29 protein-coding genes and 1 pseudogene are annotated in these 25,041 nt (G+C 72.6%); 14 read left to right on the top strand and 16 right to left on the bottom strand.

The genetic code is table 11. The annotated features are described in order from the left end of the window. Positions 1-9 precede the first annotated feature (9 nt). Together ABZS77_RS08775 and ABZS77_RS08770 are read right to left on the bottom strand one after the other, a co-directional pair. Positions 10-210, bottom strand: a complete 201-nt coding sequence (locus ABZS77_RS08775; RefSeq protein WP_354819398.1) for a DUF397 domain-containing protein — start codon at positions 208-210, stop codon at positions 10-12. 41 nt (positions 211-251) lie between these two features. Continuing rightward, positions 252-1,023, bottom strand: a pseudogene (locus ABZS77_RS08770) (helix-turn-helix transcriptional regulator). Positions 1,024-1,263: 240 nt separating this feature from the next. Here ABZS77_RS08770 and ABZS77_RS08765 point away from each other — a divergent pair. The 3 genes from ABZS77_RS08765 to ABZS77_RS08755 are packed head-to-tail and all read left to right on the top strand — an operon-like array spanning position 1,264 to position 4,040. Beyond that, positions 1,264-1,890 carry a GPP34 family phosphoprotein gene (locus ABZS77_RS08765; protein WP_354819395.1) on the top strand — a complete coding sequence of 209 codons (627 nt, stop codon included), beginning with the start codon at positions 1,264-1,266 and terminating at the stop codon, positions 1,888-1,890. 48 nt (positions 1,891-1,938) lie between these two features. Beyond that, positions 1,939-3,453, top strand: a complete 1,515-nt coding sequence (locus ABZS77_RS08760; protein WP_354819392.1) for an APC family permease — start codon at positions 1,939-1,941, stop codon at positions 3,451-3,453. Continuing rightward, positions 3,450-4,040, top strand: a complete 591-nt coding sequence (locus tag ABZS77_RS08755) for a GNAT family N-acetyltransferase (protein ID WP_354819389.1) — start codon at positions 3,450-3,452, stop codon at positions 4,038-4,040. The genes ABZS77_RS08760 and ABZS77_RS08755 overlap by 4 nt, the downstream gene beginning before the upstream one ends. Before the next feature lie 76 nt (positions 4,041-4,116). Here the strand turns inward: ABZS77_RS08755 and ABZS77_RS08750 are convergent, their stop codons facing one another. Beyond that, the gene (locus tag ABZS77_RS08750; protein WP_354819386.1) at positions 4,117-4,941 is read right to left on the bottom strand and encodes a SigB/SigF/SigG family RNA polymerase sigma factor; all 825 of its coding nucleotides are present in this window, start codon (positions 4,939-4,941) and stop codon (positions 4,117-4,119) included. A gap of 366 nt (positions 4,942-5,307) precedes the next feature. Here ABZS77_RS08750 and ABZS77_RS08745 point away from each other — a divergent pair, with 366 nt between their 5' ends. After that, entirely contained in the window at positions 5,308-6,063 is a 756-nt protein-coding gene (locus ABZS77_RS08745; RefSeq protein ID WP_354819383.1) for a hypothetical protein, read from the top strand. Here ABZS77_RS08745 and ABZS77_RS08740 read toward each other — a convergent pair. Then, positions 6,012-7,601 carry a phospholipase D-like domain-containing protein gene (locus ABZS77_RS08740; RefSeq protein ID WP_354819381.1) on the bottom strand — a complete coding sequence of 530 codons (1,590 nt, stop codon included), beginning with the start codon at positions 7,599-7,601 and terminating at the stop codon, positions 6,012-6,014. The two genes, ABZS77_RS08745 and ABZS77_RS08740, sit on opposite strands and share 52 nt — an antisense overlap. Positions 7,602-7,734: 133 nt before the next feature. Between ABZS77_RS08740 and ABZS77_RS08735 the strand changes: the two genes are divergently transcribed. Next, positions 7,735-7,863, top strand: a complete 129-nt coding sequence (locus tag ABZS77_RS08735; protein WP_255787601.1) for a hypothetical protein — start codon at positions 7,735-7,737, stop codon at positions 7,861-7,863. A gap of 63 nt (positions 7,864-7,926) precedes the next feature. Here the strand turns inward: ABZS77_RS08735 and ABZS77_RS08730 are convergent, their stop codons facing one another. Beyond that, positions 7,927-8,913, bottom strand: a complete 987-nt coding sequence (locus ABZS77_RS08730; RefSeq protein ID WP_354819378.1) for a pirin family protein — start codon at positions 8,911-8,913, stop codon at positions 7,927-7,929. A gap of 10 nt (positions 8,914-8,923) precedes the next feature. Continuing rightward, a complete protein-coding gene (locus ABZS77_RS08725) occupies positions 8,924-9,406 on the bottom strand; it encodes a MarR family transcriptional regulator (protein ID WP_354819375.1) in 483 nt (160 codons plus the stop codon). 157 nt (positions 9,407-9,563) lie between these two features. On the opposite strand from ABZS77_RS08725, the gene ABZS77_RS08720 reads away from it, so the two are divergent. Further along, positions 9,564-10,097 carry a GNAT family N-acetyltransferase gene (locus ABZS77_RS08720; RefSeq protein ID WP_354819372.1) on the top strand — a complete coding sequence of 178 codons (534 nt, stop codon included), beginning with the start codon at positions 9,564-9,566 and terminating at the stop codon, positions 10,095-10,097. A gap of 9 nt (positions 10,098-10,106) precedes the next feature. Here the strand turns inward: ABZS77_RS08720 and ABZS77_RS08715 are convergent, their stop codons facing one another. Further along, positions 10,107-10,595: an FBP domain-containing protein gene (locus ABZS77_RS08715; RefSeq protein ID WP_354819369.1), complete on the bottom strand. Its 489-nt coding sequence runs from the start codon at positions 10,593-10,595 to the stop codon at positions 10,107-10,109. Positions 10,596-10,643: 48 nt separating this feature from the next. Here ABZS77_RS08715 and ABZS77_RS08710 point away from each other — a divergent pair, with 48 nt between their 5' ends. Together ABZS77_RS08710 and ABZS77_RS08705 are read left to right on the top strand one after the other, a co-directional pair. Beyond that, positions 10,644-11,210 (top strand): WHG domain-containing protein, encoded by a 567-nt coding sequence (locus ABZS77_RS08710; RefSeq protein ID WP_354819366.1) that lies wholly within the window; start codon positions 10,644-10,646, stop codon positions 11,208-11,210. A gap of 9 nt (positions 11,211-11,219) precedes the next feature. Continuing rightward, entirely contained in the window at positions 11,220-11,807 is a 588-nt protein-coding gene (locus tag ABZS77_RS08705) for a DUF1684 domain-containing protein (protein ID WP_354819363.1), read from the top strand. 47 nt (positions 11,808-11,854) lie between these two features. Here the strand turns inward: ABZS77_RS08705 and ABZS77_RS08700 are convergent, their stop codons facing one another. Next, entirely contained in the window at positions 11,855-12,439 is a 585-nt protein-coding gene (locus tag ABZS77_RS08700; RefSeq protein ID WP_354819360.1) for a general stress protein, read from the bottom strand. 121 nt (positions 12,440-12,560) lie between these two features. Between ABZS77_RS08700 and ABZS77_RS08695 the strand changes: the two genes are divergently transcribed. Together ABZS77_RS08695 and ABZS77_RS08690 are read left to right on the top strand one after the other, a co-directional pair. Further along, entirely contained in the window at positions 12,561-14,390 is a 1,830-nt protein-coding gene (locus tag ABZS77_RS08695) for a glycoside hydrolase family 15 protein (protein ID WP_354819357.1), read from the top strand. 70 nt (positions 14,391-14,460) lie between these two features. Further along, the gene (locus ABZS77_RS08690) at positions 14,461-14,961 is read left to right on the top strand and encodes a metallophosphoesterase (protein ID WP_354819354.1); all 501 of its coding nucleotides are present in this window, start codon (positions 14,461-14,463) and stop codon (positions 14,959-14,961) included. An 86-nt stretch (positions 14,962-15,047) separates the two neighbouring features. Here ABZS77_RS08690 and ABZS77_RS08685 read toward each other — a convergent pair whose 3' ends face one another. Beyond that, positions 15,048-15,263 carry a DUF3072 domain-containing protein gene (locus ABZS77_RS08685; protein ID WP_354819351.1) on the bottom strand — a complete coding sequence of 72 codons (216 nt, stop codon included), beginning with the start codon at positions 15,261-15,263 and terminating at the stop codon, positions 15,048-15,050. A gap of 106 nt (positions 15,264-15,369) precedes the next feature. Here ABZS77_RS08685 and ABZS77_RS08680 point away from each other — a divergent pair, with 106 nt between their 5' ends. Next, positions 15,370-16,308 carry an FAD-dependent oxidoreductase gene (locus tag ABZS77_RS08680; RefSeq protein ID WP_354819601.1) on the top strand — a complete coding sequence of 313 codons (939 nt, stop codon included), beginning with the start codon at positions 15,370-15,372 and terminating at the stop codon, positions 16,306-16,308. 15 nt (positions 16,309-16,323) lie between these two features. On the opposite strand, the gene ABZS77_RS08675 is transcribed toward ABZS77_RS08680, so the two are convergent. From ABZS77_RS08675 to ABZS77_RS08665, 3 genes are all read right to left on the bottom strand, one after another. Beyond that, positions 16,324-17,619 (bottom strand): cation:proton antiporter, encoded by a 1,296-nt coding sequence (locus tag ABZS77_RS08675; RefSeq protein ID WP_354819598.1) that lies wholly within the window; start codon positions 17,617-17,619, stop codon positions 16,324-16,326. Positions 17,620-17,721: 102 nt separating this feature from the next. Further along, complete coding sequence (locus ABZS77_RS08670; RefSeq protein ID WP_354819348.1) at positions 17,722-18,399, bottom strand: HAD family hydrolase; 678 nt, start codon at positions 18,397-18,399, stop codon at positions 17,722-17,724. A 46-nt stretch (positions 18,400-18,445) separates the two neighbouring features. After that, positions 18,446-20,584 (bottom strand): SpoIIE family protein phosphatase, encoded by a 2,139-nt coding sequence (locus ABZS77_RS08665; protein WP_354819345.1) that lies wholly within the window; start codon positions 20,582-20,584, stop codon positions 18,446-18,448. A 198-nt stretch (positions 20,585-20,782) separates the two neighbouring features. Between ABZS77_RS08665 and ABZS77_RS08660 the strand changes: the two genes are divergently transcribed. After that, positions 20,783-21,592, top strand: a complete 810-nt coding sequence (locus ABZS77_RS08660; RefSeq protein WP_354819342.1) for a hypothetical protein — start codon at positions 20,783-20,785, stop codon at positions 21,590-21,592. A gap of 64 nt (positions 21,593-21,656) precedes the next feature. On the opposite strand, the gene ABZS77_RS08655 is transcribed toward ABZS77_RS08660, so the two are convergent. Then, positions 21,657-22,010 carry a DUF6401 family natural product biosynthesis protein gene (locus ABZS77_RS08655; RefSeq protein WP_354819339.1) on the bottom strand — a complete coding sequence of 118 codons (354 nt, stop codon included), beginning with the start codon at positions 22,008-22,010 and terminating at the stop codon, positions 21,657-21,659. Positions 22,011-22,166: 156 nt separating this feature from the next. Here ABZS77_RS08655 and ABZS77_RS08650 point away from each other — a divergent pair, with 156 nt between their 5' ends. Further along, positions 22,167-22,616 (top strand): hypothetical protein, encoded by a 450-nt coding sequence (locus tag ABZS77_RS08650; protein ID WP_354819336.1) that lies wholly within the window; start codon positions 22,167-22,169, stop codon positions 22,614-22,616. Here ABZS77_RS08650 and ABZS77_RS08645 read toward each other — a convergent pair. Next, the gene (locus ABZS77_RS08645) at positions 22,613-22,819 is read right to left on the bottom strand and encodes a hypothetical protein (RefSeq protein WP_354819333.1); all 207 of its coding nucleotides are present in this window, start codon (positions 22,817-22,819) and stop codon (positions 22,613-22,615) included. The genes ABZS77_RS08650 and ABZS77_RS08645 overlap by 4 nt on opposite strands. A 158-nt stretch (positions 22,820-22,977) precedes the next feature. On the opposite strand from ABZS77_RS08645, the gene ABZS77_RS08640 reads away from it, so the two are divergent. Further along, positions 22,978-24,240, top strand: a complete 1,263-nt coding sequence (locus tag ABZS77_RS08640; protein ID WP_354819330.1) for an MFS transporter — start codon at positions 22,978-22,980, stop codon at positions 24,238-24,240. On the opposite strand, the gene ABZS77_RS08635 is transcribed toward ABZS77_RS08640, so the two are convergent. Together ABZS77_RS08635 and ABZS77_RS08630 are read right to left on the bottom strand one after the other, a co-directional pair. Beyond that, positions 24,195-24,458 carry a hypothetical protein gene (locus tag ABZS77_RS08635; protein ID WP_354819327.1) on the bottom strand — a complete coding sequence of 88 codons (264 nt, stop codon included), beginning with the start codon at positions 24,456-24,458 and terminating at the stop codon, positions 24,195-24,197. The two genes, ABZS77_RS08640 and ABZS77_RS08635, sit on opposite strands and share 46 nt — an antisense overlap. A 112-nt stretch (positions 24,459-24,570) precedes the next feature. Then, positions 24,571-25,032 carry an SRPBCC family protein gene (locus tag ABZS77_RS08630; protein WP_354819324.1) on the bottom strand — a complete coding sequence of 154 codons (462 nt, stop codon included), beginning with the start codon at positions 25,030-25,032 and terminating at the stop codon, positions 24,571-24,573. Positions 25,033-25,041: the final 9 nt, after the last annotated feature.

Here is a 25,041-nt window from a genome sequence, read left to right as displayed (position 1 = left end):
CGCCGGGTCTCACCGGTGGCGGACGCCGCCGACGCCCCGCACGAAGCTCCGCCAGGCCGGCGCCGCGAAGGCGAGGACCGGACCGGAGCGGTCCTTGCTGTCCCGGACGGCGACCTGACCGTCGACTGTCGCGACCTCCACGCAGTTGCCGTTGCCACTGCTGCGCGTGCTGGTGCGCCAGTCCGCCCCGGTCCGGTCGAACGCCGTCATCCGCGGTGCCTCTCGTCTGCGTCGGCGTGCCGCAGACGCGGTCACGCAAAGTTACGAGAAGCCTGCTCCCAGACGGGTCAACGACGCCGTCGGATCGAGCGCCATCCGGCACAGCTCCTCGTGCAGAAGGCTATACCCGAGCACTTGATCGGCATCCTCCAGAGCCAGTCCCATCGTGAGGTTATCCAGGTAAACCACGGACGCGTCGGCGGCGTCGGCGAAGTTGAGGATCACGTACGGGGTGCTCATCGCCGGGTGCCCGCCGGCAGCGAACGGAAGTACCTGGATTGTCACGTTGGGTAGTTGAGCGATTCGACTCATGTGGGCCACCTGTTCGGCCATCACGGCGGTCCCGCCGACCGGACGCAGCAGGACCGCCTCGTTGAGCACGACCGACAGGTGGACGGGGTCGTCGCGGCGCAGCACCTCCTGCCGGTGCAGCCGGGCGGCCACCTTGCGCTCCAGGCCGTCCTCGCCGGCGGTGCGCCGGTAGATCTCCCGCGCGTACGCCTCGGTCTGCAGGAGTCCGGGCACCGACTCGGCCTCGTACGTGCGCAGCGCCGCCGCCTCGGCCTCCAGTCCCACGTAGAACTCGAACCACTCGGGCAGCACGTCGCTGTAGTTCTGCCACCAGCCGCGCTGCTGGGCGCTGCGGGCGATCTCGATCAGCGCCTCGGCGTCCGCGCCGGTCACCTGGTAGAGGGCCAGGGCCGCGCGGACGTCACGGGGCTTGATGCCGATCTGGGCGGTCTCGATCCGGGAGAGGTTGCTCTTGGACATGTCGAGCTGTCGGGCCGCCACATCGAGGGTCATCCCTGCGCGTTCGCGAAGCTGGCGAAGCTCGCGGGCGATGCGTCGACGGCGCACGGTCGGGCTGGCGGCGGGTCGGATGGCGGGGGTGGCGGTCACCGTCCGAGTCTGACATGACGAGATTCGCAGGTCGCGCCTGCACGGAGTGCAACTTTCAAATCTGGGAGTTGCATTGCAGTAGCGCTCGGTGCATCCTTTCCCGGTTGCGATCACTGTGGACATACACCCTTCCGGGAGGACCGTTTGCTCATCGCCGACGAGTTCTTCCTGATCGCCCACAACGACAGTCGTGGCAAGGCCAAACTGCACCCGGCGGCCACCGGTCTCGGGTTGGCCGCGGGCCTTCTCGGTGAACTGATCCTCTATGGACACATCATGGTCGCCGGTGGGCAGATCAGCGTCGTGGACCGGCGTCCCCCGGCGGACGCGCTGGCGCACACCGTCCTGGACCAGTTGCTGGGCGAGTCCCAGCACCAGGCCGTGAGCACCTGGCTCAGCTTCCTGTCGCAGAGCGCGACGACCTCGGTGGGGGAGCGGCTGGCCCGCGCCGGGGTGCTCCGCCGCCAGGAGAGCCGCCGGCTGCTGCGTACGTCCGTCAGCTACCTGCCGATCGACCTCAACGCGGTGGCCTGGCCGGCCACCCGGCTGCGGGCCCTGCTGGACCGACCGGACCCACCGAGCGTGCCGGACGCGCTGCTGCTCGGACTGGTCGTGGCGGCCGGGCTGAGCCGCGAGGTGCTGTGGAGCGCCAGCCCTCGCGCCCACCACCGGCTGAACGTCCTCGTCCCCGCGCTGCCGGCACCCCTGAAGGAACTCGTCGGGCACACCGAGGCCGCCGTCGGCGCCGCCGTGCTGCGCGGCTTTCCCTGACCCACCCGGTAACCCCCTGTCCCTCCCCTCGACAACCGGAGTAGTCGTATGCCCCCGACATCGACAGTCGACCGACCCAGCAACGTCTCCGAAGCCCTCGCGCGGGGCCGCCTCGGCGTCCCCGCGGTCATCTTCTTCGTGCTCTCGGCCGCCGCGCCGCTGACCGTGGTCGCGGGTGTGGTCACCACCGGCTACGGCGTCATCGGGGTGACCGGCATCCCGCTGGCCTTCCTGGTGATCGCCGCGGTGCTCGGCCTGTTCTCGGTCGGCTACGTGGCGATGTCGCGCCGGGTGGAGAACGCCGGCGCCTTCTACGCCTACATCTCCCGTGGCCTCGGCCGGCCGGCCGGTGTGGGCGCCGCCTGGGTGGCGCTCCTCGCGTACAACGCGCTGCAGGTCGGGCTGTACGGCACCATCGGCGTCGCCGCCGAGCCGGTGCTCGACCGGATCTTCGGCGGCCACCCGCACTGGTCGATCGTGGCCCTGGTGGCGTGGGCGCTCGTCGGTCTGCTCGGCCTGCTCCGCGTCGACATCAACGGCCTCGTGCTGGCCGCGCTGCTGGTCGCCGAGATCGTGGTGATCCTCGTCTTCGACCTCGGTCAGCTCGGCAACCCGGCCGACGGTCAGGTCAGCTTCGCCGCCCTGTCGCCGGACAACCTCTTCGTGCCGGGGGTGGGCGCGGTGCTGGTGCTGGCGATCCTCGGGTTCGTGGGCTTCGAGTCCGCGGTGGTCTTCAGCGAGGAGAGCAAGGACCCGAAGCGGACCGTGCCGATCGCCACCTACCTGTCGGTGGCGATCATCGCCGGGCTGTACGCGCTGTCGTCCTGGACGATGACGGTCGCCGTCGGACCGGACCGGATCGTCGCCGAGGCCGGCGAGCAGAGCGTCGGGCTGATCTTCAACCTGGCTGCCGCGCAGCTCGGTGACACCGCGGTCACCATCGGCCAGGCGCTCTTCCTGACGTCGGTGCTGGCCGCGATGATCTCGTTCCACAACACCACGGCGCGCTACGCGTTCGCCCTGGGCCGCGAGCGGGTGCTGCCGGCGGTGTTCGGGCAGACCTCGCCGCGTTCCGGCGCGCCGCGGGCCGCCTCGCTGGCGCAGAGCGTCCTCGGCCTGCTGGTCATCCTGCTGTACGCGGCGAACGGCTGGGACCCGGTGGTGCAGCTGTTCTTCTGGGTCGGCACCACCGGCGGCTTCGGCGTGCTCCTGCTGATCGCCACCACCTCGGTGGCGGTGATCGCCTACTTCGCCCGTTCCGGCGGCGCCGGTGAGAACGTCTGGCGGCGGGCCGTCGCCCCCGGTCTGGCCACCATCGCCCTCCTGGTGATCATCTGGCTGGCGGTGTCGAACTTCGCGGACCTGCTCGGCGTCGCGCCGGACTCCACCCTGCGCTGGGCGTTGCCGGCCGCGTACCCGGTGGCCGCCGCGCTTGGCGTGATCTGGGCGCTGGTGCTGCGTGGCAGCCGCCCGGACACGTACGCCCGGATCGGGCTCGGCGCGGCGAGCGCCGCCGCCGCCGTGAAGGCGGACGCGCCGGCAAGAGTGGAGGTGACCAGGTGAGCGCGCGCATCGACCGGCTCGGACCGGAGGACACGGCGCTGGTGGCCGGGCGGATCGCCGAGGCGTTCACCGCCCTGGAGGTGACGTCCTGGCTGGTACCCGACGCCAGCAAGCGCGAGGCCGTCCTGGCCGGGAACTTCGAGATCCTGGTCGAGCACGCGATGCGGCACGGCACTGTGTACGCCACCGCCGACCGGGCCTCGGTCGCGGTGTGGTTCCCGTCGGTCGGCGAGCAGCCACCGCCGCCGGCGGACTACGACGCCCGGCTCGCCGCCGCGTGCGGGGAGTGGACCGACCGGTTCCGCCATCTCGACGAGCTGTTCGCGGCGAACCACCCGCACACCGACCACCACCACCTGGCGTTCCTGGCGACGCAGCCGGATCGTCAGGGGCACGGGCTGGGCACCGCGCTGCTGGAGCACCACCACGCGTGGCTGGACGCGAACGCGATGCCGGCGTACCTGGAGGCGAGCAGCCCGCGCAGCCGGGACCTGTACGCGAAGCACGGTTACCGGGCCGGGGAGCCGTTCCGGGTGCCCGACGGAACGCCGTTCTGGCCGATGTGGCGCGAGCCGGTCGTCAGCTGACACGTACTGTCACGTCGGCGTGACACGCGGAGCGGGGCCGGGTCCATGTGGACCCGGCCCCGCTCCGTCCGGAGTTCTAGTACGTGCCGTCCAGCTGGCCGCGCAGCTTGGTCAGCGCCCGGGCGAGCAGCCGGGAGACGTGCATCTGCGAGACACCGATCTGGTCGGCGATCTGCGACTGGGTCAGGTTGCCGTAGAACCGCAGGGTGAGGATCTTCTGCTCACGCTCGTCGAGGGTGGCCAGCGCGGGGCCGAGGGCCACCCGCAGCTCGGCCAGCTCGAACTCGTTGTCCTCGCCGCCGAGCATGTCGCCCAGCTCGGTCGCCCGGTCGCCGTCCCCGGTCGGGGTGGACAGCGACACCGCGTTGTACGCGCGGGCGCCCTCCAGGCCCTCCAGGACCTCTTCCTCGGTGAGCTTGAGGTGGGCGGCGATGTCGGCGACCGTCGGCGAGCGGCCGAGGGTCTGCAGGAGCGAGCTGTTGGCGTCCGAGATGGCCAGCCGCAGCTCCTGGAGGCGGCGGGGCACCCGGATGTCCCAGGTGCGGTCGCGGAAGTGCCGCTTGAGCTCACCGATGATGGTGGGGATGGCGTACCCGGCGAAGTCGACGCCGCGCGTCGGGTCGAACTTGTCGATGGCCTTGATGAGGCCGACGGCGGCGGTCTGGGCCAGGTCGTCGGTCGGCTCGCCCCGGCCGCTGTAGCGGTGGGCCAGGTGGTTGGCCAGGGGCAGCCAGGCCTCGATCGCCCGGTCGCGCAGCGCGGCGCGCGACGGGTGGTTGGCCGGCAGTGCCGCCATGGCGTTGAGCAGGTCGGCGGCGCTGTCGGTGAGCGCGCGCGGGTCCAGCTTGGTGGTGCTCCGGGCAGCGGTGCTCGGCTGCTCGGTGATCGTTGGCGCGGTCATGGGTGGTCCTCCCTGCACCTCGTCCGCGGACAAAAGACGTGACGCTTTTTGGTTTAGCTTCGTATGAGCCGTTCGGGACTCACCTTAGCCTGATCGTCTCGCCGAAATCTAGCCGAAAGGCTGATGTACTTATGTGATTTTCGCTCATGAATAACTCAAATCGGGCGGAAGTTCTGCGGAGTGTGAGGTCTCTTACCCGTTCACGGCCACCCGGTCGCCCACCGACGCCGAGCCGATCGGCCGACCCCGCCCACCGAGCGGTCAACATGAAATCCGACATCAGGGCAGGAGTGTCGTCTATCCGTCGTTGTCCCGCCGGTGGGACCGGCCGTAGCGTCGCGTGTACACACCCGGTTCGGAGGCACCATGCTCGATCCAGCCGCTCCCCAGCTCGTCGTGAACAGCCGCACCCTCTACTTCAGCTGGCTGCCGGCGGATCCGGACGCGGTCGCCGCCGTGGTGCCGGTGGGGCTGTGCCCACGCCCCGACCGCCAGGTGTTCCTCAACCAGTACGTCGTCGACGACGAGACACAGACCTCCGGCTTCGGCGCGTACTCGCTGACCTACCTCGGCGTCTCGCTGACCGGGGTGGACGCCCCCGGAGGGCTCAACCCGGGCGGCTGGTGGACGCACTACGTGGCCTCCAGCCGGCGCGTCCGCGAGTACGCCACCGCCCGTGGCGCCCCGACGTCCGCCGGCCGCACCCGCATCGAGGTCGACGGCGAGGAGCTGTGCTCCGAGACCGAGATCGACGGTGTGCCGCTGATCCGGGCCCGGTGCCGGGTGGGGGAGACCGGGCACGTGATCAGCAGCGGGCACCACCGCTACTTCACCCGGCGCGACGGTCAACTCCTGAGCGCGGTCTACCCGTTCGTGGCCGAGCCGGTCGCGCCGTTCGAGATCGAGTCGGTGGAGTTCCTCCAGCCCGGGCACCCGCTGTACGCGCTACGACCGGCCAACCCGCTGACCATCGGCTTCGGCTACTTCTCCCCGCGCTCCTCGTTCGCGTACCCCGGAGGGCTGACCGTGCACCCTGGCTCGGCCGGCATGCCGGAGCCGGCCCGCCCGGTTCACCAGGTGCCGGCCAGCCTGGCCCGCAGCGGCCTGCCGTCCGGGTCGTAGACCAACCGGTACACCGGCAGCGCCCAGGCGCGCGTGTACCACGGCAGCCGCTCGGGGCGGTGCGGGCGCAGCCGGCCGGGCGGGCGTTCACCCACCTGGCCGTCGTCGTACCACTGTTGCAGGGCGTCGGCGGCGGCCGTGATCGCCGCGACGGCGTCGGCCGGGTCGAGCAGGTCGGCGTCGTCACGGCCGTCCGGGTCGCGGTCCAGGTGCTCGCGCCAGAGCCGCAGCCGCAGGTCCCGGGCGAAGACGCGCGCCCCGTCGCCCCGCCCGGCCGGGTCGGTGGGCTCCCGCTCGTCGCGGGTGTCGTCGAGCACCGCGCAGGACAGCTCGCTGTCGTGCGTCCAGGACCGGCGGTTGAAGTTGTCGCTGCCGACGCTCGCCCAGACGTCGTCGATCACGCAGACCTTGGCGTGCACGTAGACCGGGTCACCGGCGTGGTTCTCCACGTCGAACACGTGCACCCGGTCCGGGGCGGCCCGCTGGCACAGCGACAGCGCCTGCTCGCGGCCGACCATGTTCGGCGGCAACGCCAACCTGCCGTCCACGTCCGGGTGTCGGGGCACCACGGCGACCAGGTGCAGCTCGGGGTTGTCCCGCAGCGCCCGCGCGAACAGGTCCGCCACCTCGGTCGACCAGAGGTACTGGTCCTCCAGGTAGATGAGCCGCCGTGCCCGGCGGACCGCCTTGGTGTAGCCCCGGGCGACGGTCCGCTCCCCGTCGGGCGCGAAGGAGTAGCGGGGCCGGACGGCGGGGTACGTGCGCAACACCTGGATCTGGTGCGGCCCGCAGGCGGGCGGGTCGGCGGGCTGCTCGGGCAGCGGGTCGGGCGTGAGGTCCGTGCCCCGCAGCCGGTCCCGCAGATACGCCATCGGGTTCTCCGAGTCCAGTGGCATCGGGTCGGTCCAGCGTTCCCGGAACAGGGTGTCCAGGGCGCCGACCACCGGGCCCCGCACCGCGAGCTGCACGTCGTGCCAGGGCGGGCGTTCGCCGTACCGGGGAGACATCTGCACCGGCTGCGGGTCGCCGTGGTGGGCGGCGTCGTCCCGGCGGCTGTGGCACAGGTCGATCCCACCGGCGAACGCGATGTCCCGCTCCGGCGCGTCCGGGTGGCGCAGCACGACGAGCTTCTGGTGGTGCGAGCCGCCGCGGCGGACCCGCTGGTCGAGCAGCACCTCGCCGCCGGCCGCGGAGATGGCCTCGCTGAGGTTGCGGTTCTCCGCCTCGCTGTAGGCCAGCATGTCCAGGTGTGAGCGCCAGATCAGCCCCTTGACCACCACCCCACGCTGCGCGGCCTGGGCGAAGAGCTGGGCGACTGTCGGGCCGTCCGGTCGTAGCCGCTGGTCCGGGTCACCCCGCCAGTCGGTGAAGAACAGGTGGTCGCCGGCGGTCAGCGCCTGCACCTCCTCGACCAGGCGGTCGAAGTACGCCGCGCCGTGAATCAATGGCTCGGCGAGGTTTCCGTTGGTCCAGACGGGTAACCCAGAGGCCGGGTTGGCCCGTTCCCGCGCGGTGAGGAACCAGTCCTGCAACGGCACCGTCCAGCCCCCCGGAGGTCGACAACGTCCTCACGGTAGGACCCGCGACGCGGGTTCGCACGCCAGCCGGGCACGCAGGTGACCTGGCCGACGCCATCGACGACGACGTGACAGCAGCCGAGGAGGCCGCACTATGCCCCGCGAGACGACGAATCCCGTGACCGAGTACCGCGAGCCGGCGGTGGAGAGCGAACGGGGTGCGCTGGTGGCGGTGTTGCTGATGGTGATTCTTGGTGTCGCCGGGATATTCGCGGTCTCCTGAGATCGGCGCCGGCGCCCCGGTGACGCGTGGGGCGCCGGCGCCGATCTCAGCCGGTCACGAGGGTCAGGGCCGTGCGCCCTGACCACCGGTGTGCGGCAGTCGCCCGGCGGGGATCACGCCGAGCCGACCGGCCCTGAAGTCCTCGAACGCCTGGAGCAGCTCGTCCCGGGTGTTCATCACGAACGGGCCGTACTGCGCCACGGGCTCCCGGATCGGCTGGCCGCCCATGATGTAGAGGTCCAGCGTCGGGGTGTTGCCGTCCTGCCCGGTGTCCGCGCCGAACCGCAGCGCGTCGCCGGGGCCGTGCACCGCGAGCTGGCCGGTACGCACCGGCCGACGGTCGGTGCCGACGGTGCCGCGCCCGCCGAGCACGTAGACCAGGGCGTTGAACTCCGGCTGCCAGGGCAGGTCGACCTGTGCGCCCGGCTGGACGGTGACGTGGGTGATGGTGATCGGGGTGAAGGTCGACCCCGGGCCGCGGTGCCCGGCGACCTCACCGGCGATGACCCGGACCAGCGCGCCGCCGTCCGGCGTGGTGAGCAGCGCCGACTCGCGACCCCGGATGTCCTGGTAGCGGGGCGGGTTCATCTTGGCCGAGCGGGGCAGGTTGACCCAGAGCTGGGTGCCGTGGAACAGGCCGCCGCTCGTCACCAGGTGCTCCGGCGGGGCCTCGATGTGCAGCAGGCCACTGCCGGCTGTCATCCACTGGGTGTCCCCGTCGGTGATGGTGCCGCCGCCGCCCTGCGAGTCCTGGTGGTCGAAGACGCCGTCGATGATGTACGTGACCGTCTCGAAGCCACGGTGCGGGTGCCAGGGGGTGCCCTTCGGCTCGCCCGGCGCGTAGTCCACCTCGCCCATCTGGTCGAGGTGGATGAACGGGTCCAGGTCGGCGGTCGAGACACCGGCGAAGGCCCGCCGGACGGGGAAGCCCTCGCCCTCGAACCCGCTGGGCGCCGTGGTGACCGTGCGGACCGGACGGAATCTGGTGGTCTCGTCGAGGCGGGGGAGGCGGGGCAGGACGAGGACGTCGTCCACGCTGATCGCGGGCATGGCGGGGCTCCTAACTGGTGGCGTGGGTGGTCGGCGCGGGGCAGGCCGCCCGCAGGCGGTCGCCGAGCCGGCCGAAGACCCGGGTGAGGCAGGCGACCTCGTCGTCGTCGAGGTCGTCCATCAGGTGGGTGCGCACCGACGCCAGATGGTGGGGTGCGGCCTCGGACAGGGTGAGCAGCCCGGCGGCGGTGAGGACCGCCTCGCTGCCGCGTCGGTCGTCCGGGCAGGGTTCCTTGCTCACCAGACCTCGGCGCTGCATGGAGGAGATCTGGTACGTCAGGCGGCTCGGCGAGAAGATCAGTCGGCTGGCCAGCTCGCCCATTCGCAGCCGCTGGCCGGGCGCCTCGGAGAGCACGACCAGCACGTGGTAGTCGGCGAAGGTCAGGCCGCTGTCGGCCCGCAGGTCCTCCTCCAACTGGGTGTAGAGGCGCTGGCTGGCCTCGATGTAGGCGCGCCAGGCCGCCTCTCGGGTGCTGTCCAGGCTCTCGGTCACGACATGACGGTAGCACTATTTAAAAATTTAACTAGTGCTCGCTGACGTCGTCTGCATCACGTCCGGGCCACCGACGAGGCGGCTTCTTGCAGATTTGAAGGAGTGCGCCGGTAATCGGGCGGCGGGCGGCGCCGGCGATGTGCCAGACTCCGCCCTCGTGGAACACGTGGAGCTCGCCGCCGCCGACCTGCTGCTGCGCCCCTGGCGGGACGCGGACGCCCCCGCCGTCCGGGCCGCCCTGCGCGACCCGGACGTCGCCCAGTGGAACCCGCAGTCCGGCGGCCCGGTCGACGACGGGTACGCCCTGCTCTGGGTGCGCCGCCGGGCCGACTGGTCCGCCGGTGACCACGCCTCGATGGCGGTGACCGCGGCGGACGGCGGTGAGCTGCTGGGCTCGGTGTCCCTGCACCACATCCACCACGGCGACGCCTCGATCGGCTACTGGACGATGCCGTCGGCGCGCGGACGCGGAGTGGCGGTACGCGCCGTCGTCCGGCTCACCGAGTGGGCGTTCACCGACCTGCGGCTGCACCGCGTGGAGCTGTGTCACGCGGTGGCGAACCCGGCGTCCTGCCGGGTGGCCGAGCGGGCCGGCTACGCCGCCGAGGGCACGCTGCGCGAGTCGTACCAGTACGGCGACGGCCGCCGCTACGACGAGCACCTGCACGCCCGCCTGGCCACCGACCGTTGACCGGGTCGGTCACTCGGTGATCTTGCCCAGGAACGCCGTGACGTGGCTCCTGGTGCGCTCGACCTTCTCCGCCAGGGTGAGGGTCTCGTGGATGCGCGGCCCGGCGTGCTTCCTGCCCCGCAGGTAGAGCGAGCAGGCCAGGTCGGAGCAGATGTACGCGCCCACGGAGTTGCCCTGCCGCCCCTCGGGTCCGGCCTTGCGGGCGGTCATCAGCGAGACACCGTCGCCGGTGTGCGTGGTCAGGCAGAGCGAGCACATGCTGCGCCGGACCCGCCCGGTCTGCTGCGGTGCGACGCGCAGCGCCACCCCGACCAGTCCGTGGTCGGTCTCGGTCACCAGGTAGGCCCGCTGCGGTGCGGCGGCGTCCCGCCAGCCGAGGAAGTCGAGGTCGTCCCAGGGGCGGAGGTCGAGGTCGTTGGGTACGGCCAGTCGCTTCGCCTCGCCCTGGGTGGTGTTGACGAAGGACGCGCGGATGGCAGACTCGGTAGGGGCCAACATAGGTAGTAGCCTAGTATCCCTAGGCAGAAAACTAGAAGGGTGTGGCGGATGGCACGTGCGGGGGTGACCGCCGAGCGGCTGACCCTGGCCGCGGCGGAACTGGCCGACGAGATCGGCATGGAGAACGTCACGGTCGCCGCGCTCGCCCGCCACTTCGGTGTCAAGGACGCGAGCCTGTACTTCCACATCCGTAACGGCCACGACCTGCGGGTGCGGGTGGCCCTGCTGGCGCTGGCCGAGCTCGCCGACCGGGTCGCCTCGGCGCTGGCCGGTCGCGCCGGCAAGGACGCCCTGGTGGCCTTCGCCACCGCGTACCGCGCCTACGCCAAGGAGCACCCCGGCCGGTACGCGGCCATGCAGATCGACCTCGACCCGGAGACGGCGGCCGCCAGCGCCGGCATCCGCCACGCCGAGATGACCCGGGCCATCCTGCGCGGCTACCGGCTGGCCGAGCCGGACCAGACCGACGCGGTACGGATGATGCACAGCACGTTCCACGGGTTCGTGAGCCTGGAGAGGACCGGCGGGTTCCGGCACACCCCGCGCAGCGCCGACGACTCGTGGACCCGCACCCTGGACGCCCTCGACGCCGTCCTGAGCAACTGGCCGGCATAGGCTCCGGGCGTGGACGATCTGGAACTGGCCGACTGGCGGGAGCGGGTGGCCCGGCTCTACCTCTCCGACGTCGACCTGGCCGGCTTCCGCGCCGGCCGCGACGACCTCTTCGCCACCCACCCGCAGAGCCCCATCCCCGCCGCGGAGCGTGCCGCCTTCTCCGGCGTGCGCTACTACCCGCCCAACCCCGACGCCGTGGTGCAGGCGCCACTGCGACCGGCCAGCGGGGAACTGCGGATCGACACCGGCGGCCCGGACGGCGTCGTCGCGTACCGGCGGATCGCGGTGGCCGAGACGCCCTGGGGGCCGCTGACCCTCTGGTGGATCGAGGCGTACGGGGGCGGGTTGTTCGTGCCGCTGCGCGACGCCACCTGCGGTTCCGAGTCCTACGGCGGTGGGCGCTACCTCACCGACACCGTGAAGGGCACCTTCGGCCGGGGCGTCGAGCTGCTGCCCGGCGACCGGGTACGCCTCGACGCCAACTACCTGTACAACCCGAGCTGCGCGTACGACGACCGCTGGGCCTGCCCGCTCGCGCCGCCCGAGAACCGCGTGGACGTGCCCCTGCGGGCCGGCGAACTGGCGTACCACGGCTGACGGCCGCCCCGGCGTGCAGCCGGGACGGCCGGTCGGACCGTGCGTGGTCAGGCGTTGGCGGGGCGGTTGCCCATCCCCAGCCGACCCAGCAGTTGACGGGCCTGGTCGGCGAGCTGCGCGTCGACGGTCACCGCGTACTGGCCGGCACGCAGGGAACTGGCGGAGGTGAAGTCCCGCCGCCCACCCGTCATCGCGTGCGCGACCGCGCCGAACACGGCACCCCAGATCGCGCCGATGACCAGCCCGACCAGGATCACCGCCAGCCAGTTGCCGACCGTGAAGATGCCGAACAACAGGCCGATGAACAGCCCGAACCAGGCACCGGTGCCGGCGCCGAGCAGAGCCGCCCGCCCGGTGGTCATCCGCCCCAGCACCGTCTCCACCAGGGTGAGGTTGGTGCCGATGATGGCGCTGTGCTCCACCGGGAAGCGGTTGTCGGCGAGATGGTCCACCACCCGCTGCGCGGACGGATAGTCCGGATACGAGCCGATCGTGACGGTCGGTGGGCCGGTCTGCGGCCCGTCCCCGTCACCGGCCGGCGACGACAGGCGACCGGCCGGTCCGGATGGAAACAGGTCGCCACCCTGTGTGCCGGGCCGCCAGGCGGCGGCCGGCCCCGAAGCTGACGTCATGAGCATCCTCCCTCGGTCAGCTCCCCGGGTTCCCACCCACGCCGAGCGGTAACGCGGACCGCACCGTCGAGTGCCGTTCCGGCCGGGGGAATGCGCGCGGGCCGCCCGGGTAGCCAGTCGGGTGGAGAGCGGACAGATCAGTGACTACGGGTTCCTCGCCGACGGGCGCAGCGCGGCGCTCGTGGACTCCTCGGGCTCGATCAACTGGTGGTGCCCGGGCCGGTTCGACGCCCCGTCGGTGTTCGGCCGCCTGCTCGACGACGGCGCCGGGCACTGGGCGATCCACCCGGAGGTCGACTTCACCGTCGAACGCGACTACCTCGACGACACCCTGGTGCTGCGGACCGTGTTCCACACCGCGCAGGGCGACGTCGCGCTGACCGACGCGCTCGCCTTCGAACCCGGAGCGCGGGGTCACGAGATCGGAGTGCACTCGCCGCAGGTCCTCGTCCGCAGCGTGCGGGGGCTGTCCGGTGCCGTGCCGATGCGGGTGCTCTACCGGCCCCGCTTCGAGTACGGGCGCACCAACGCGTACCTGGTCGAGCGCGACGACATGCTGGAGGCCATCGCCGGCGCCGCCCGGCTCACGCTGCGCGGCGACCTGCGGCTGGGGTGCGGCGACGGCGAGGCCGCCGCGTCGTTCACCGCCCGCGCCGACACGACGCACAACTTCTCCCTCGGGTACGCCCCGACCTACGACTCGCCCCTGCCCGAGGTGCCGGACGCCGACCAGGCCATCGCCGACACCGTCGCCGGCTGGCGGTCCTGGGCGGACCAGCACGACTACCAGGGCCTCTACGCCGAAGAGGTACGGCGCAGCCGGCTCGTGGTGCAGGGCATGACGTACGGGCCGAGCGGAGCGGTCGTGGCCTCGGTGACCACATCGCTGCCCGAGGAACTCGGCGGGGACCGCAACTACGACTACCGCTACGTCTGGGTACGCGACTTCAGTCTCACGCTGCGGGCGCTGTGGCGATCCGCGTGCATGGACGAGGTGCAGCGGCAGTTCGCCTGGTTGGGTCGGGCGATGGGCCGGGTCGACGACGAACCGGTGCCCATCATGTACGGGGTGCTCGGGGAGCGGGACCTCACCGAGCATCGCCTGGACCAGCTCGGCGGCTACCGCGACAGTCCGCCGGTGATGATCGGCAACGACGCCTGGCAGCAGCGGCAGACCGACATCTTCGGCGAGGCGATGGACGCCGCCTGGTTGATGCGCGACAAACTGGACCCGCTGGGCCCGGAGGTGCGGCACGTCCTGCGGGTGCTCGCCGACCAGGCCGTACGTGACTGGAAGCTGCCCGACGCGGGGATGTGGGAGGAGCGTGGCGTCGAACACCACCACGTGTCCTCGAAGGTGCAGTGCTGGGTGGCCCTGGACCGGGCGGTCCGCTTCGGTGACCGGCTCGGCGAGCCGCCGGACGTGGCCCGTTGGGCGGCAGCCCGCGACGAGGTGCGCGCGGAGGTGCTCGAGCGGGGGTGGAGCGACCGGCTCCAGTCGTACACCGGGATGTTCGGGTCCGACGAGCTGGACGCCTCGGTGCTGGTGATGCCGCTCGTGGGTTTCCTGCGGGCCGACGACCCGCGGATGCGCGCGACGATCCGCGCCGTGGAGCGGGGGTTGTCGCACGACGGCCTGCTGCGGCGCTGGGACGGCGACCCGGCCGGGTTCCTCATCTGCTCGTTCTGGCTGGTGTGCTGCCTGGCGCTGGCCGGTGAACGGGAGCGGGCGCACGAGCTGTTCGTAGTGGTGGCGGGGCGGGTCAACGACCTCGGCCTGTTCGCCGAGCAGATCGATCCGCTGACCGGGGAGCAGCTCGGCAACTTTCCTCAGGCGTTCTCGCACATCGGCCTGATCAACGCGGCGGGTGTGCTGACCGACGTCGAGCGGGACCCGGTGGCGCGCGGGCTCGGCATGCCCCCGGCGCACTTCAGCCCGGTACGGCCCTGACCCGCGCCCGTCCCCGCCGACCAGGTGGGGCGGGGGCGGGGATGGTGGGCGGGGTGGGGAGAATGGTGTGATGCGGTTGGTGCTCACGGCGGACACGCACGTACCGAAGCGGGCGCGGGACCTGCCCGCGCCGCTCTGGACGGCCATCGAGGCCGCGGACGTGGTGGTGCACGCCGGCGACTGGGTCGACGAGGCGCTGCTCGACGCGATGCTCGCGCGCTCGCGGCGGCTGGTCGGGGTGTACGGCAACAACGACGGTCCGGCGCTGCGCGCCCGGCTGCCCGAGGTTGCCCGGGTGGACCTCGACGGCCTGCGGGTGGCCGTGGTGCACGAGACCGGGCCGCGTACCGGCCGCGAGAAGCGGTGCGCCGCGCGTTTCCCCGACGTCGATTTGCTCGTTTTCGGGCACTCGCACATCCCGTGGGACACCGAGGCGCCGGGCGGTCTGCGCCTGCTCAACCCCGGCTCACCCACCGACCGCCGCTCCCAGCCGCACGCCACGTACCTGGAAGCCGAGATCACCGGAGCCCGCCTCACCAGCGTGCGCCTGCACCGCCTCCCGCGCCCCTGACCGCCCCCGCGGTCGTGCGCCCGCTACAGACCGGCCGGTACGGCGCGGACCGACAGGGAGCGCAGGATCGCGGGGGCGGGGGAGGTCTACCGGCCCCGGCCGGTCTCGGCCTGGAGCTCGTCGATCCGCTTGGACGCCTCGGCCTTGGTGAGGTCGTCCGGGAGGTCCTCGTCGGCCTCCCGCGCGAGGGTCTTCAGGTAGGACTCCTGCGCCGCCGTGGGCGGCTCGTCGCCGGTGACCCACTCGTCGGGGTCCTTGATCGCGCCGCGCGGGTCGACCTGCTCGTTGCTGCGGTCCGTCATCGTCATCACCCTTTCTTCGAACAGGTGTGCCAGTACCCCGATCGTCCGTGGTTCATGCCCGCCCGCCGCCGCCTACGATCACCGGATGAGTGTTGACCCCTCGACGGTGGTGGTCGTCGGCGCCGGAATCGCAGGCGTCGCCTGCGCCACGGAGTTGAGCAGCGCCGGCGTGCCGGTGCTGCTGCGGGAGCGTGGGCACGTCTGCGGCGGCCGGATGGCGAGCAAACGCTTCGCGGGGCGGCCCGCCGACATCGGCGCCGCCTACTTCACCGTCAGCGACCCGGACTTCGCCGTCGTGGTCGAGCGGTGGCGCGCCGCAGGCCTGGTCCGCGAATGGACCGACACCTTCCAGGCGTACGACCGGCAGGGGCGCCACGAGGTGCCAGGTCCGATGCGGTTCGCCGCGCCGCGCGGACTCCGCTCGCTTGTCGAACACCTGGCCGCTCCGCTGCCGCTGACCGTCGACCGGCTGGTGCTCGGCGTCGAGCCCGGACCGGTCGTGGACGGCGAGGCGTGCGCGGCCGTCGTCCTGGCCATGCCCGGCCCGCAGGCCGCCCTGCTGCTCGACCCGGCCCTCGCCGACGCCACCCGGGCCGTGCAGGCGCAGCGCTGGTCGCCGGCCCTCGCCGCCGTGCTGCGCTTCCCGAACCGGCGCTGGCCCGACTTCGCCGGCGCCTTCGTCAACGACCACCCGCTGCTCAGCCTCGTCTGCGACGACGGCGACCGGCGCGGCGACGGCGCCCCGGTGCTCGTCGCGCACACCGTCGCGGCGTTCGCCAGCGGTCACCTGGCCCAGCCCACCGGTGCCGGCACGGCGATCCACCAGGCCGTACGGGACCTGCTGGGGCTGCCCGAGCAGGCCAGCGACGTGCACGTGCACCGGTGGACGTACGCGGCGCCGACCGGCGACACCAGCGGGGACACCTTCCACCTGGACGCCGACGGCATCGGCCTGGCCGGTGACGCCTTCGGCAAGCCGCGGGTGCAGAGCGCGTGGCGTTCCGGACGGGACCTCGGCCGCGCGTTGGCCGCCCGCCTGGCCTGAGGGCCGGACGCCGGCTCAGCCGTGCCCGGCGGCGGCGACGGGCTGGGCGGAGGTGTCACGTTCGGCGGGGTCGGACGTCCGTTCGCCCTCGCGGTCGAGCAGCTGCATGACCGGGGTCGCCGTGATGCCGTGCACCACCACCGACACGAGCACCACCAGCCCGACCGTGGCCCAGAGCAGTTCCGCCTGCGGGAAGTCGGCCTTCGTGGTGGCGTACGCGAGGTAGTAGAACGAGCCCACCCCCCGGATGCCGAACAACGAGATCACCCAGTGCTCGGCGGGACGGCCCGGCGCGCCGCGCAGCGACAGCCAGCCCGTCAACGGCCGGATCAGGAACACCAGCGCCAGCCCGACCGCCGCCGCCGGCCAGGTCAACGGGGCGAGCAGGCCGCCGACGATCGCGCCGCCGAGCAGGAGCAGCAGGACCAGGGTGAGCAGTCGTTCGATCTGTTCGGCGAAGTCGTGCAGCACGGCGTGGAACTCGTGGGTCCGCTCCGCGGCCCGGATCGCCCGGGCGGCCACGAACACCGCCAGGAAGCCGTACCCGCCGGCCACCTCCACCAGGCCGTACGCCAGGAAGGTGGCGGCCAACGCGAGGAAGCCCTCGGCGTGCCGGGCCAGCCGCAGCTTGCTGGGCGCCCGGAAGAAGAGCTTGCCGAGCAGCCAGCCGATGAGCAGGCCGCCGCCGACACCGACGCCGACCTTCCACAGCACGTCCACGGTGAACCATTCCGCGAGCCAGTCGCCCGGGGCGAGACTCGTCGAGGCGATGGCGATGGCCGCGTAGACGAACGGGAACGCCAGGCCGTCGTTGAGGCCGGCCTCGGAGGTCAGGGCGAAGCGGACCTCGTCCTCGGAGTCCTCCACATCGGTCGGCTCGCCGACCTGCACGTCGGCGGCGAGCACCGGGTCGGTCGGTGCCAGCGCCGCGCCCAGCAGCAGCGCCGCCGCCGGCACCAGGCCCGCCCACCACCAGCCGAGCAACGCGACGGCCGCGATGCACAGTGGCATCGCGATGGCCAGCAGCCGCCAGGTCGACGACCAGCGGGCCCGGCTCAACGGGCGGTCGATCTTGAGTCCGGCGCCCATCAGGGCGACGATCACCCCGATCTCCGTGAGGTGGGTGGCCAGCGCCGGATGAGCCAGCGGGTCCGGTGTGGGCAGACCCACCGGCAGCAGGAAGACAAGCATGCCGAGGGCCAGGAAGGCGATGGGCATGGACAGTGGGCGGTGCTCCAGCACCCGGGGCAGGATCCCTGCGAGCAGAGCACCCACGCCCACCAGAGCGAACGCCACGTCTACCGGCTCCACCATGCCACCTTCCGCCCGCGCCCACTGGTTGCGGGCAGGTGGTGACCATGCCCCGGCGGAACTCCCGCTATGCGTACGCGGCCCGACCAACCCGAGTGGACTTCACCTCGCGCGGGTCAGGGGAGAGGTGGACAGCTCGGCGAGCAGGGCGGCCGGGTCGTCGTACACCGCCACCGCCCCGGCGCCGGCGAGCTCACCACGGCTGGTGCCGCCGCAGGTCAGGCCCACACACGGGATGTCGAGCTTGCCGGCCGCCGCCACGTCCCACACCGAGTCGCCGACGAAGACCACCCGCTCGGCGTCCAGTCCGGACTGCTCCAGCGCGGCCACCAGGATGTCCGGGGCCGGCTTGCTCTGCTCCGCGTCCGCCGAGGAGGTGACAGTGTCCACGACGTCGTCGACGCCCAGCGCCCGGCGCAACGCGCCGACCTCCGGCTCCGACGCGCTGGTGGCCAGCACCACCCGCAGACCCCGCTCGGCGCAGGCGCGCAGCAGGTCCGCCGCCCGGGGCAGTGGCGTGAGGCGTTCCCAGTACTCGGCGTACAGGGTGTCGTGGGCGTCGCGCAGCTTCGCGTCGGCGTCCCGGTCCCGTTCCGGGCCCAGCAGGTGGTCGAGGAGCTTGTCCGCGCCCATCCCGATCGACCGGTGCACGGTCGCCATCGTCACCGGCTGGTCGGTCTGGCGTAGCGCCTCCCACCAGGACACCGTGTGCAGGTAGGTGGTGTCGACGAGGGTGCCGCCCACGTCGAAGAGGACGCCGGTGAGCTGCTCGGTGGCCATGCGCGTCCTCCTACCCGCTACGCGGTCGGCTGATGCCCCGCTGTCCTCAGTGGCGCTCGGCGGCCGGAACGAGGATCTCGAACCAGACCGTGGAGCCGCGGACCGTCGGGTCGGTGCCCCAGGCGTCGCTGAGCTCCTCGATCAGCCCGAGACCGCGCCCCCGACTGCTCAACGTGTCGGTACGGGTACGGGTCACGGTGCCCCGGGTGCCGGTGTCGGCGACCGACACCAGCAGCCGCTCCGGGCTGAGGTCGATCTCCACCCGGGCGGCGGTGCCGGCGTGCAGGAGGGCGTTGGTGGTCAACTCGCTCGTGCAGAGCACCGCGGCGCCGATCACCGACTCGGGCACCTGCCACTCGGTGAGCTGGCCGGTCATCCAGTGCCGTACCCGGCTGGGGGCCGTCGGCTCCGCCGGGACCTCCATGCTCGCCGAACGGCTCGGCTTGAGCGCGTGCTCGACGGCCAGCACCGCCACGTCGTCCTCGGTGCCGCCGGGCACGGCGGCGATGGCCACCGCGCACAACGCGCGCGGATCACTGCTGGCGGCCTTCGCGACCGCGTCGACGAGGGCGTCCAGCCCGGCGGTGAGGCTCTGCCGACGGCGCTCCACCACACCGTCGCTGAACAGCAGCAGGGTGTCGCCGGGGCGGAACGCCACGGTGGCGGTGACCGGTCGTCCGCCGAGCCCGAGCGGAGGGCCGGCCGGCAGGTCCACGTACTCCGCGCGGCAACGGCCGTCCGGGTCGGTCCGGCGGATCAGCGGGGCCGGATGACCAGCGCTGGCGAGGGTCACCTCCCGACGGCCCGCGTCGACGACCCCGAACACCACGGTGACGAACAGTTCGTCGGTGCCCGCCTCCGCGCCCAGGCTGGTGACCAGCCGGTCCAGTCCGGCCAGCACCGCGTCCGGGGCCGGATCGGCCAGGGCCAGCGCCCGCAGGGCCGCGCGGACCTGCCCCATCCGTGCCGCGGCCTGCACGTCGTGCCCGGCCACGTCGCCCAGCACCACGCCGAGATCCCCGGTGGGCAGCAGGAACGCGTCGTAGAAGTCCCCGCCGGCGGCGTTGCCGTCCACCCCCGGGTCGTAGCGGGCCGCGATCCGCAGTCGGGGCAGGTCCGGCAGGTGCGCCGGCAACATGCTGCGCTGCAGCAGCTGGGCGGTGCCGTGCTGGGTCTCGAAGCGGCGGGCCCGCTCGGCCGCCTGGCCGATCAGCTCTCCCGAGGCGGCCAGCAACGCCCGCTCGGCGGCCGACCACGCGTGCGGCGCCTGGAAGCCGACCGCCAGCCCGCCGCGCACCACCGAGGTGCCCAGCGGCAGCGCCGCCATCGACCGGATCTTCTGGTCGTGGCGGTCGACCGCGGTCTCCCGCAGCGGCTGGCCGTCCCGCAGGAACGACGCGTCGCCGGCCCGGGCCACCCGCACCACCGGAGCCGACCAGTCCGCCGGCACGCGCCGCCACAGCGGTGGGAGACGCTCGTCGGCCTCGTCCATCAGCTCGCCGCGTACCCGGCGCACCGTCCGCCAACCGCCGCCGCCCTCGTCGACCGCGAACGAGACCTGGTCGGCGTCGAAGGTGTTGATCGTGTGTCGCAACGCCACCCGGGCCACGTCGTCGAGGGTGAGTGTGCCGGCGAGCGCGGCGGCGACCTCGCTGAGGCTCTGCAACTGCTCGGTGACGTGGGTGGTCTCGGCGGCCACGGTCAACATGCCGACGATCCGCCCGGCGCTGTCGCGCACCGGCGAGTAGCCCCGGGTGAAGACCGCCTGCTCCGCAACGGCGGAGTGCTCCCGTACCAGGGAGACGGTCGACTCCTTCTCCAGGAACGGCACGCCCTGCCGGTAGGTCCGCTCGATCACCTCACCGACGCCGGGCAGCGCCCAGACCTCCGCGTACACCTCGGCGGCCGGGCGGCCGAGGGCGCCGGGATGCTTGTTGCCCAGCAGCTCGGCGTACCCGGCGTTGTAGAGCAGCACGAGATCGTCCCCGTACGCCAGGGCCATCGGCATCGGCGAGGAGAGGATCAGCTCGACCACCGCCCTGACCGACGGGTCCCACGCCTCGGGTGGGCCGAGCGGGGTACCGGCCCAGTCGTGGGTGAGCACGCCGGCGTCCGCCCCCGACCCGGTGGGTGCGCCGGGGACCGGAGTTGCTGGCGTGGGGACTCGCCCGACCGTTCCTGGCATGTCCGCAGCCTATCGGGCCGTCCGACAACGACATCCGATCATGGCGGCGGGTCGCTGTCGGGGTCGTCGCGGTGACTGTTCGGGCAGTTCAGGGCCTGTCTCCGGCGGCTTGTCGGAAAAAACTCCGCGAGCCGCGCGGACTGCCGCACCCCCGGCCGGGTATGCGCCCGGCGCAGTCCATGCGACAGGAGGGACGTCATGCTGAAAACCCTCGCGGTCCGGCAGGCCGACATCGGCGATGCCATCGCCGACACCTGGAGGTCGGTGCTGCTCTTCATCCCGAAGGCAGTGGCCTTCATCGTCATCCTCGTGGTCGGCTGGCTCATCGCCAGAGCCGTCCTCAAAATCGTGGATACGGTGCTAGAACGGGTGCGCTTCGACGAAGCGGTCGAACGCGGAGGCATCAAACGGGCCCTGGAGAGAACGAAGTACGACGCCAGCGACATTCTGGCCAGACTGGCGTACTACGCGGTACTGCTGTTCACGCTGCAGTTCGCCTTCGGAGTCTGGGGTCCCAACGCGATCAGTGACCTGATCAGGGGCGTGGTGGCCTGGCTGCCGCGGGCGTTCGTCGCGATCGTCATCGTGGTGGTGGCGGCCGCTATCGCCAACGCCGTCCGGGATCTGGTCACCGGGGCGCTGGGCGGGCTCTCGTACGGCAAGGTCCTGGCCGACCTGACGGCGATCTTCATCATCGCCCTCGGCGTGATCGCCGCGCTGAACCAGGTCGGTATCGCTACCACGGTGACCACTCCGGTGCTGATCGCGGTGCTCGCCACGGTGGCCGGCATCCTGATCGTCGGCGTCGGCGGTGGTCTGGTGAAGCCGATGCAGAACCGCTGGGACGGCTGGCTGGACCGGGCGGCCCGGGAAGCCCGGGCGGTGCAGCAGCAGCGTCAGGCCACGGCGGCCGGGCGCAGCGACATGGAGCGGCAGATGGCCGACCGCGGCGGCGACCGCACCCAGGCCATGCCCCGGGTCGACGAGGCCCAGCAGTACCGCTCGTAGCGGCCGGGTCGTACCGGGAAGAGGGTGTCCGCGTCCGCGTGGGCACCCTCTTGCGCGCGCCGGGTCAGGCTCCGTCGAGTGAGCGGGCCAGCGCGCAGACGGCGAGCAGCCGGGCCAGCGGCCACTCCGGTTCGCTCCAGTCGATCGGGCCGTGCGGCGGGGTCCACCCGTGCTCCAGGGCCGCCTCGCGCAGGCCCTCGGCGTAGCCCGCGAGGGACGCGGCCGTGAGGGGCTGGCGGTCGCCGTCGAGGCTGTCCCGTACGGCCGCGGCGTGCTGGTCGACGAGGGCGAGCAGGCCGGGGCGTGTGGCGGCCGCGGCGAGCCCGACGGTACCCACGGAGACGGTGAGGGCGGCCAGGCTGGACCGCGCCGAGTCGACGGCGGTACGGGGGGCGACCCGGGTGAACGGCACACGCATGGTGACCGAGGCTAACCGACAGGTCACCGCGGCGGCCTCGGCCGCTCGGCGAATGTCGGCCACGCCACCGGACGGTCCCGGCTGGCCGCGAGGGTTGATCCGGCACAGACGGGGCAGCAGGAGAACCACGGCACACACCAGAGCACGGAGGCACCGATGGGACAGCGAGCGGACGCGCCGGACGAGCGGCACCGCAGGCCGGACGGGGTGAGCGACGAGACCGTCGCCGCGCTGGGCAAGCTCAGCGAGGCACTGGAGTGCGTGGAGCGGGCCCGCGGGCACCTGTACTCGTTGCACCAGCTGATCGGGCACGCCGACCTGATGCTCGACGACGCCGTGCAGCAGTTCCGCGCGGCCGGGCACCAGCAGCTCGCCGAGCGGATCGCCACCGAGCTGGTGGGCCGCAACGTCATCGCCGGGCGGTGGACGTTCCAGATCGTCGAGGACTTCGACGACGGCTACCACGCGCTGTTCCGCGAGCTGGACCGGCAGGCCCGGGACGAGCTGGTGGGTGGGCGGCGGCACCTCTACGAGGCGGAGATGAAGGAGCGCCGTCGCAGTCAGGGCAGGCCGGGGCACGAGGCCCGGCCTGCCGCCGACGGTTAGTCGGTCGCGCTGGCGGGACGCCGCCGGGCCGCGTCGTCGGCCATGATCACGGTGGCCACCATCAGCGCGACGCAGAGGCTGAACAGCCAGGACTCGTCGGAGACGAGCCGAGCCGCGACCGGTGCCTGGAGCGCGGCGAGCAGGAAGCCGAGCCAGGCGAGCCGGCGCTGACGCGTGGAGAGGATTCCGGAGCCTTGATGCATTCCGAAATTCTTACGCGAACAAGCCGGCTTGCCGTCCTCCGATCGGTCGATTCTGGATGAGCTGTCCGTTTTCTCGACCGTCCGGACACCACTTCTTGTCGCAGCGTGCCGGCGGTCGGCGTCGAGGGTAAGGTGCGCCTACGGCAGGATGCTGTCCCGTGTCCACTCCGCCCGTGCCACCCCGCGCGTCACTGCTGCTGCTGGCCTACCTCGCGTTCGTCAGTCTCGGTCTGCCCGACGGCCTGCTCGGCGTCGGCTGGCCCTCGATCCGGGCGGACCTCGACGTGCCGACCAAGGCGGTCGGGCTGCTGCTCACCGCCGGCACCGTCGGCTACCTGACCTCCAGCGTGCTGGCCGGGTTCACGCTCGCCCGCGTCGGGGTGGGCGCGCTGCTGGCCGGCAGCACCCTGCTGGCGAGCCTGGCGCTGACCGGCTACACGCTGAGCCCGGCACTCGCCGTCATCGTGGGCTGCGCGCTGCTGCTCGGGCTCGGCTCCGGCGCGATCGACTCCGGGCTCAACGCGTACGCCGCCGGAGCGTTCGGCGCGCGACACATGAACTGGATGCACGCGTTCTTCGGCCTGGGGGTGGCGATCGGCCCGCTGATCATGACCGGGGCGTTGAGCGCGGGGCTGGCCTGGCGGTGGGGGTACGGCATCGTGGCCGCCGCCCAACTCGCCCTCGCCACCGCGTTCGCGCTCACCGTGCGTGCCTGGCGTCGCGCTCCCGCCGAGCCGGGCGTCGCGTCCGCACCGGCCACGCCTGTGGTGCGGGTGCCGGTACGCGCGACGCTGCGACTGCCGGCGGTCTGGTCGGGGACGGTCGGCTTCGCGCTGTACGTGGCGATCGAGGTGTCCGCGGGGCTGTGGGCGTTCCTGCTGCTCACCGAGGGGCGCGGGCTCAGCGCGGCGGTCGCCGGCGGCTGCGTGTCCGCGTACTGGGGGAGCCTCTTCGTGGGCCGGGTGGTCCAGGGTGTGGTGGCCGAGCGGCTGGGCACCCGGCTCGTGCTGCGCGTCAGCCTCGCCGGCATGGTCGTCGGCGCGGCGCTGATCGCCGTACCCGGACCGGCGGCCCTGGCCGTCGTCGGCCTGGTCGTGGTCGGCTTCGCCGCCGCGCCGGTGTTCCCGCTGCTCACCCTCACCACCGCCGACAGGGTCGGTACGGCCCACGCCGACCGGGCCATCGGCCTGCAGATCGGCGCCGCCGGCCTGGGCGCCGCGCTCGTCCCCGGTGGCCTCGGCGTCCTGATCGACGCCCTGTCGGTGCAGGTCCTCGGGCCGGCCCTGGTGGTGCTGGCGGTGGCGCTGTTCGTGCTGTACGAGCTGGGCGCCCGCCGGCCCACCCGGCCGGTCGGACGCCCCGAGCCCGAGTCGGCTCAGCCGTTGTCCGGGCCGGTACGGCCGGTGGTGGAGGGACGGTAGGCGCGCTCCGGGTCGGTCGGCTCCCGACCGGCGCCCCGGGCCTGCCCGGACCGGTCCGCCGCCGCCGGCCCGTGCCCGAAGGCGGCCTCCTCACCGGCGTCGTTGCCGGTCACGTCGTCGGCCTGCCCGTCGAGGCTGGAACCCGACACGGCGCGTTCCAACTCCTCCAGTGGGAGCCGTTCCTCGTCCCGCCACACCCTGATGTTGTCGTCGGTCATGTCCTCAGCCGTACCCGGGCGCGATGATCGCAAACGGCGCCGCGCGGCCGGGCTCGGACACGGCGACGGCCGCCGGAAACTCCGGCGGCCGTCGCGTGGGTCGTACCCGGGATCACGGCTGCGGGCGGTCCACCGACCCGCGCCAGGCGCCGGTCTCCTGACCGCGCCGCTCGATGAAGGTCTTGAACCGCTCCAGGTCGCCCTTGGCCCGCCGGTCGACGATGCCGAGCTTGTCGCCGGCCTGCTCGACCACGCCGTGCGGCTCGAACTCGAGCTGGAGGGTGACCCGGGTCTTGTCCGTGTCCAGGCGGTGGAACGTCACCACACCGGCCTGCTGCGTACCGCCGGTGGAACGCCAGGCCACCCGCTCGTCGGGCAGCTGCTCGGTGATCTCGGCGTCGAACTCCCGCTTCACCCCGGCGATGTCCACGGTCCAGTGGGTCATCGTCTCGGAGAGCTGCCGGACCTCCGACACACCCTCCATGAACTGGGGGAACTCCTCGAACTGCGTCCACTGGTCGTAGGCGGTGCGGACGGGTACGGCAACGTCAACGTGTTCGGTTACGCCACTCATCAGGGAACC

This window comes from Micromonospora sp. NPDC005298 (assembly GCF_040607375.1).
Taxonomy (GTDB): domain Bacteria; phylum Actinomycetota; class Actinomycetes; order Mycobacteriales; family Micromonosporaceae; genus Micromonospora.
Note: the sequence above shows the minus strand (reverse complement) of the source record. Positions and strands in the feature narration are given on the sequence as shown.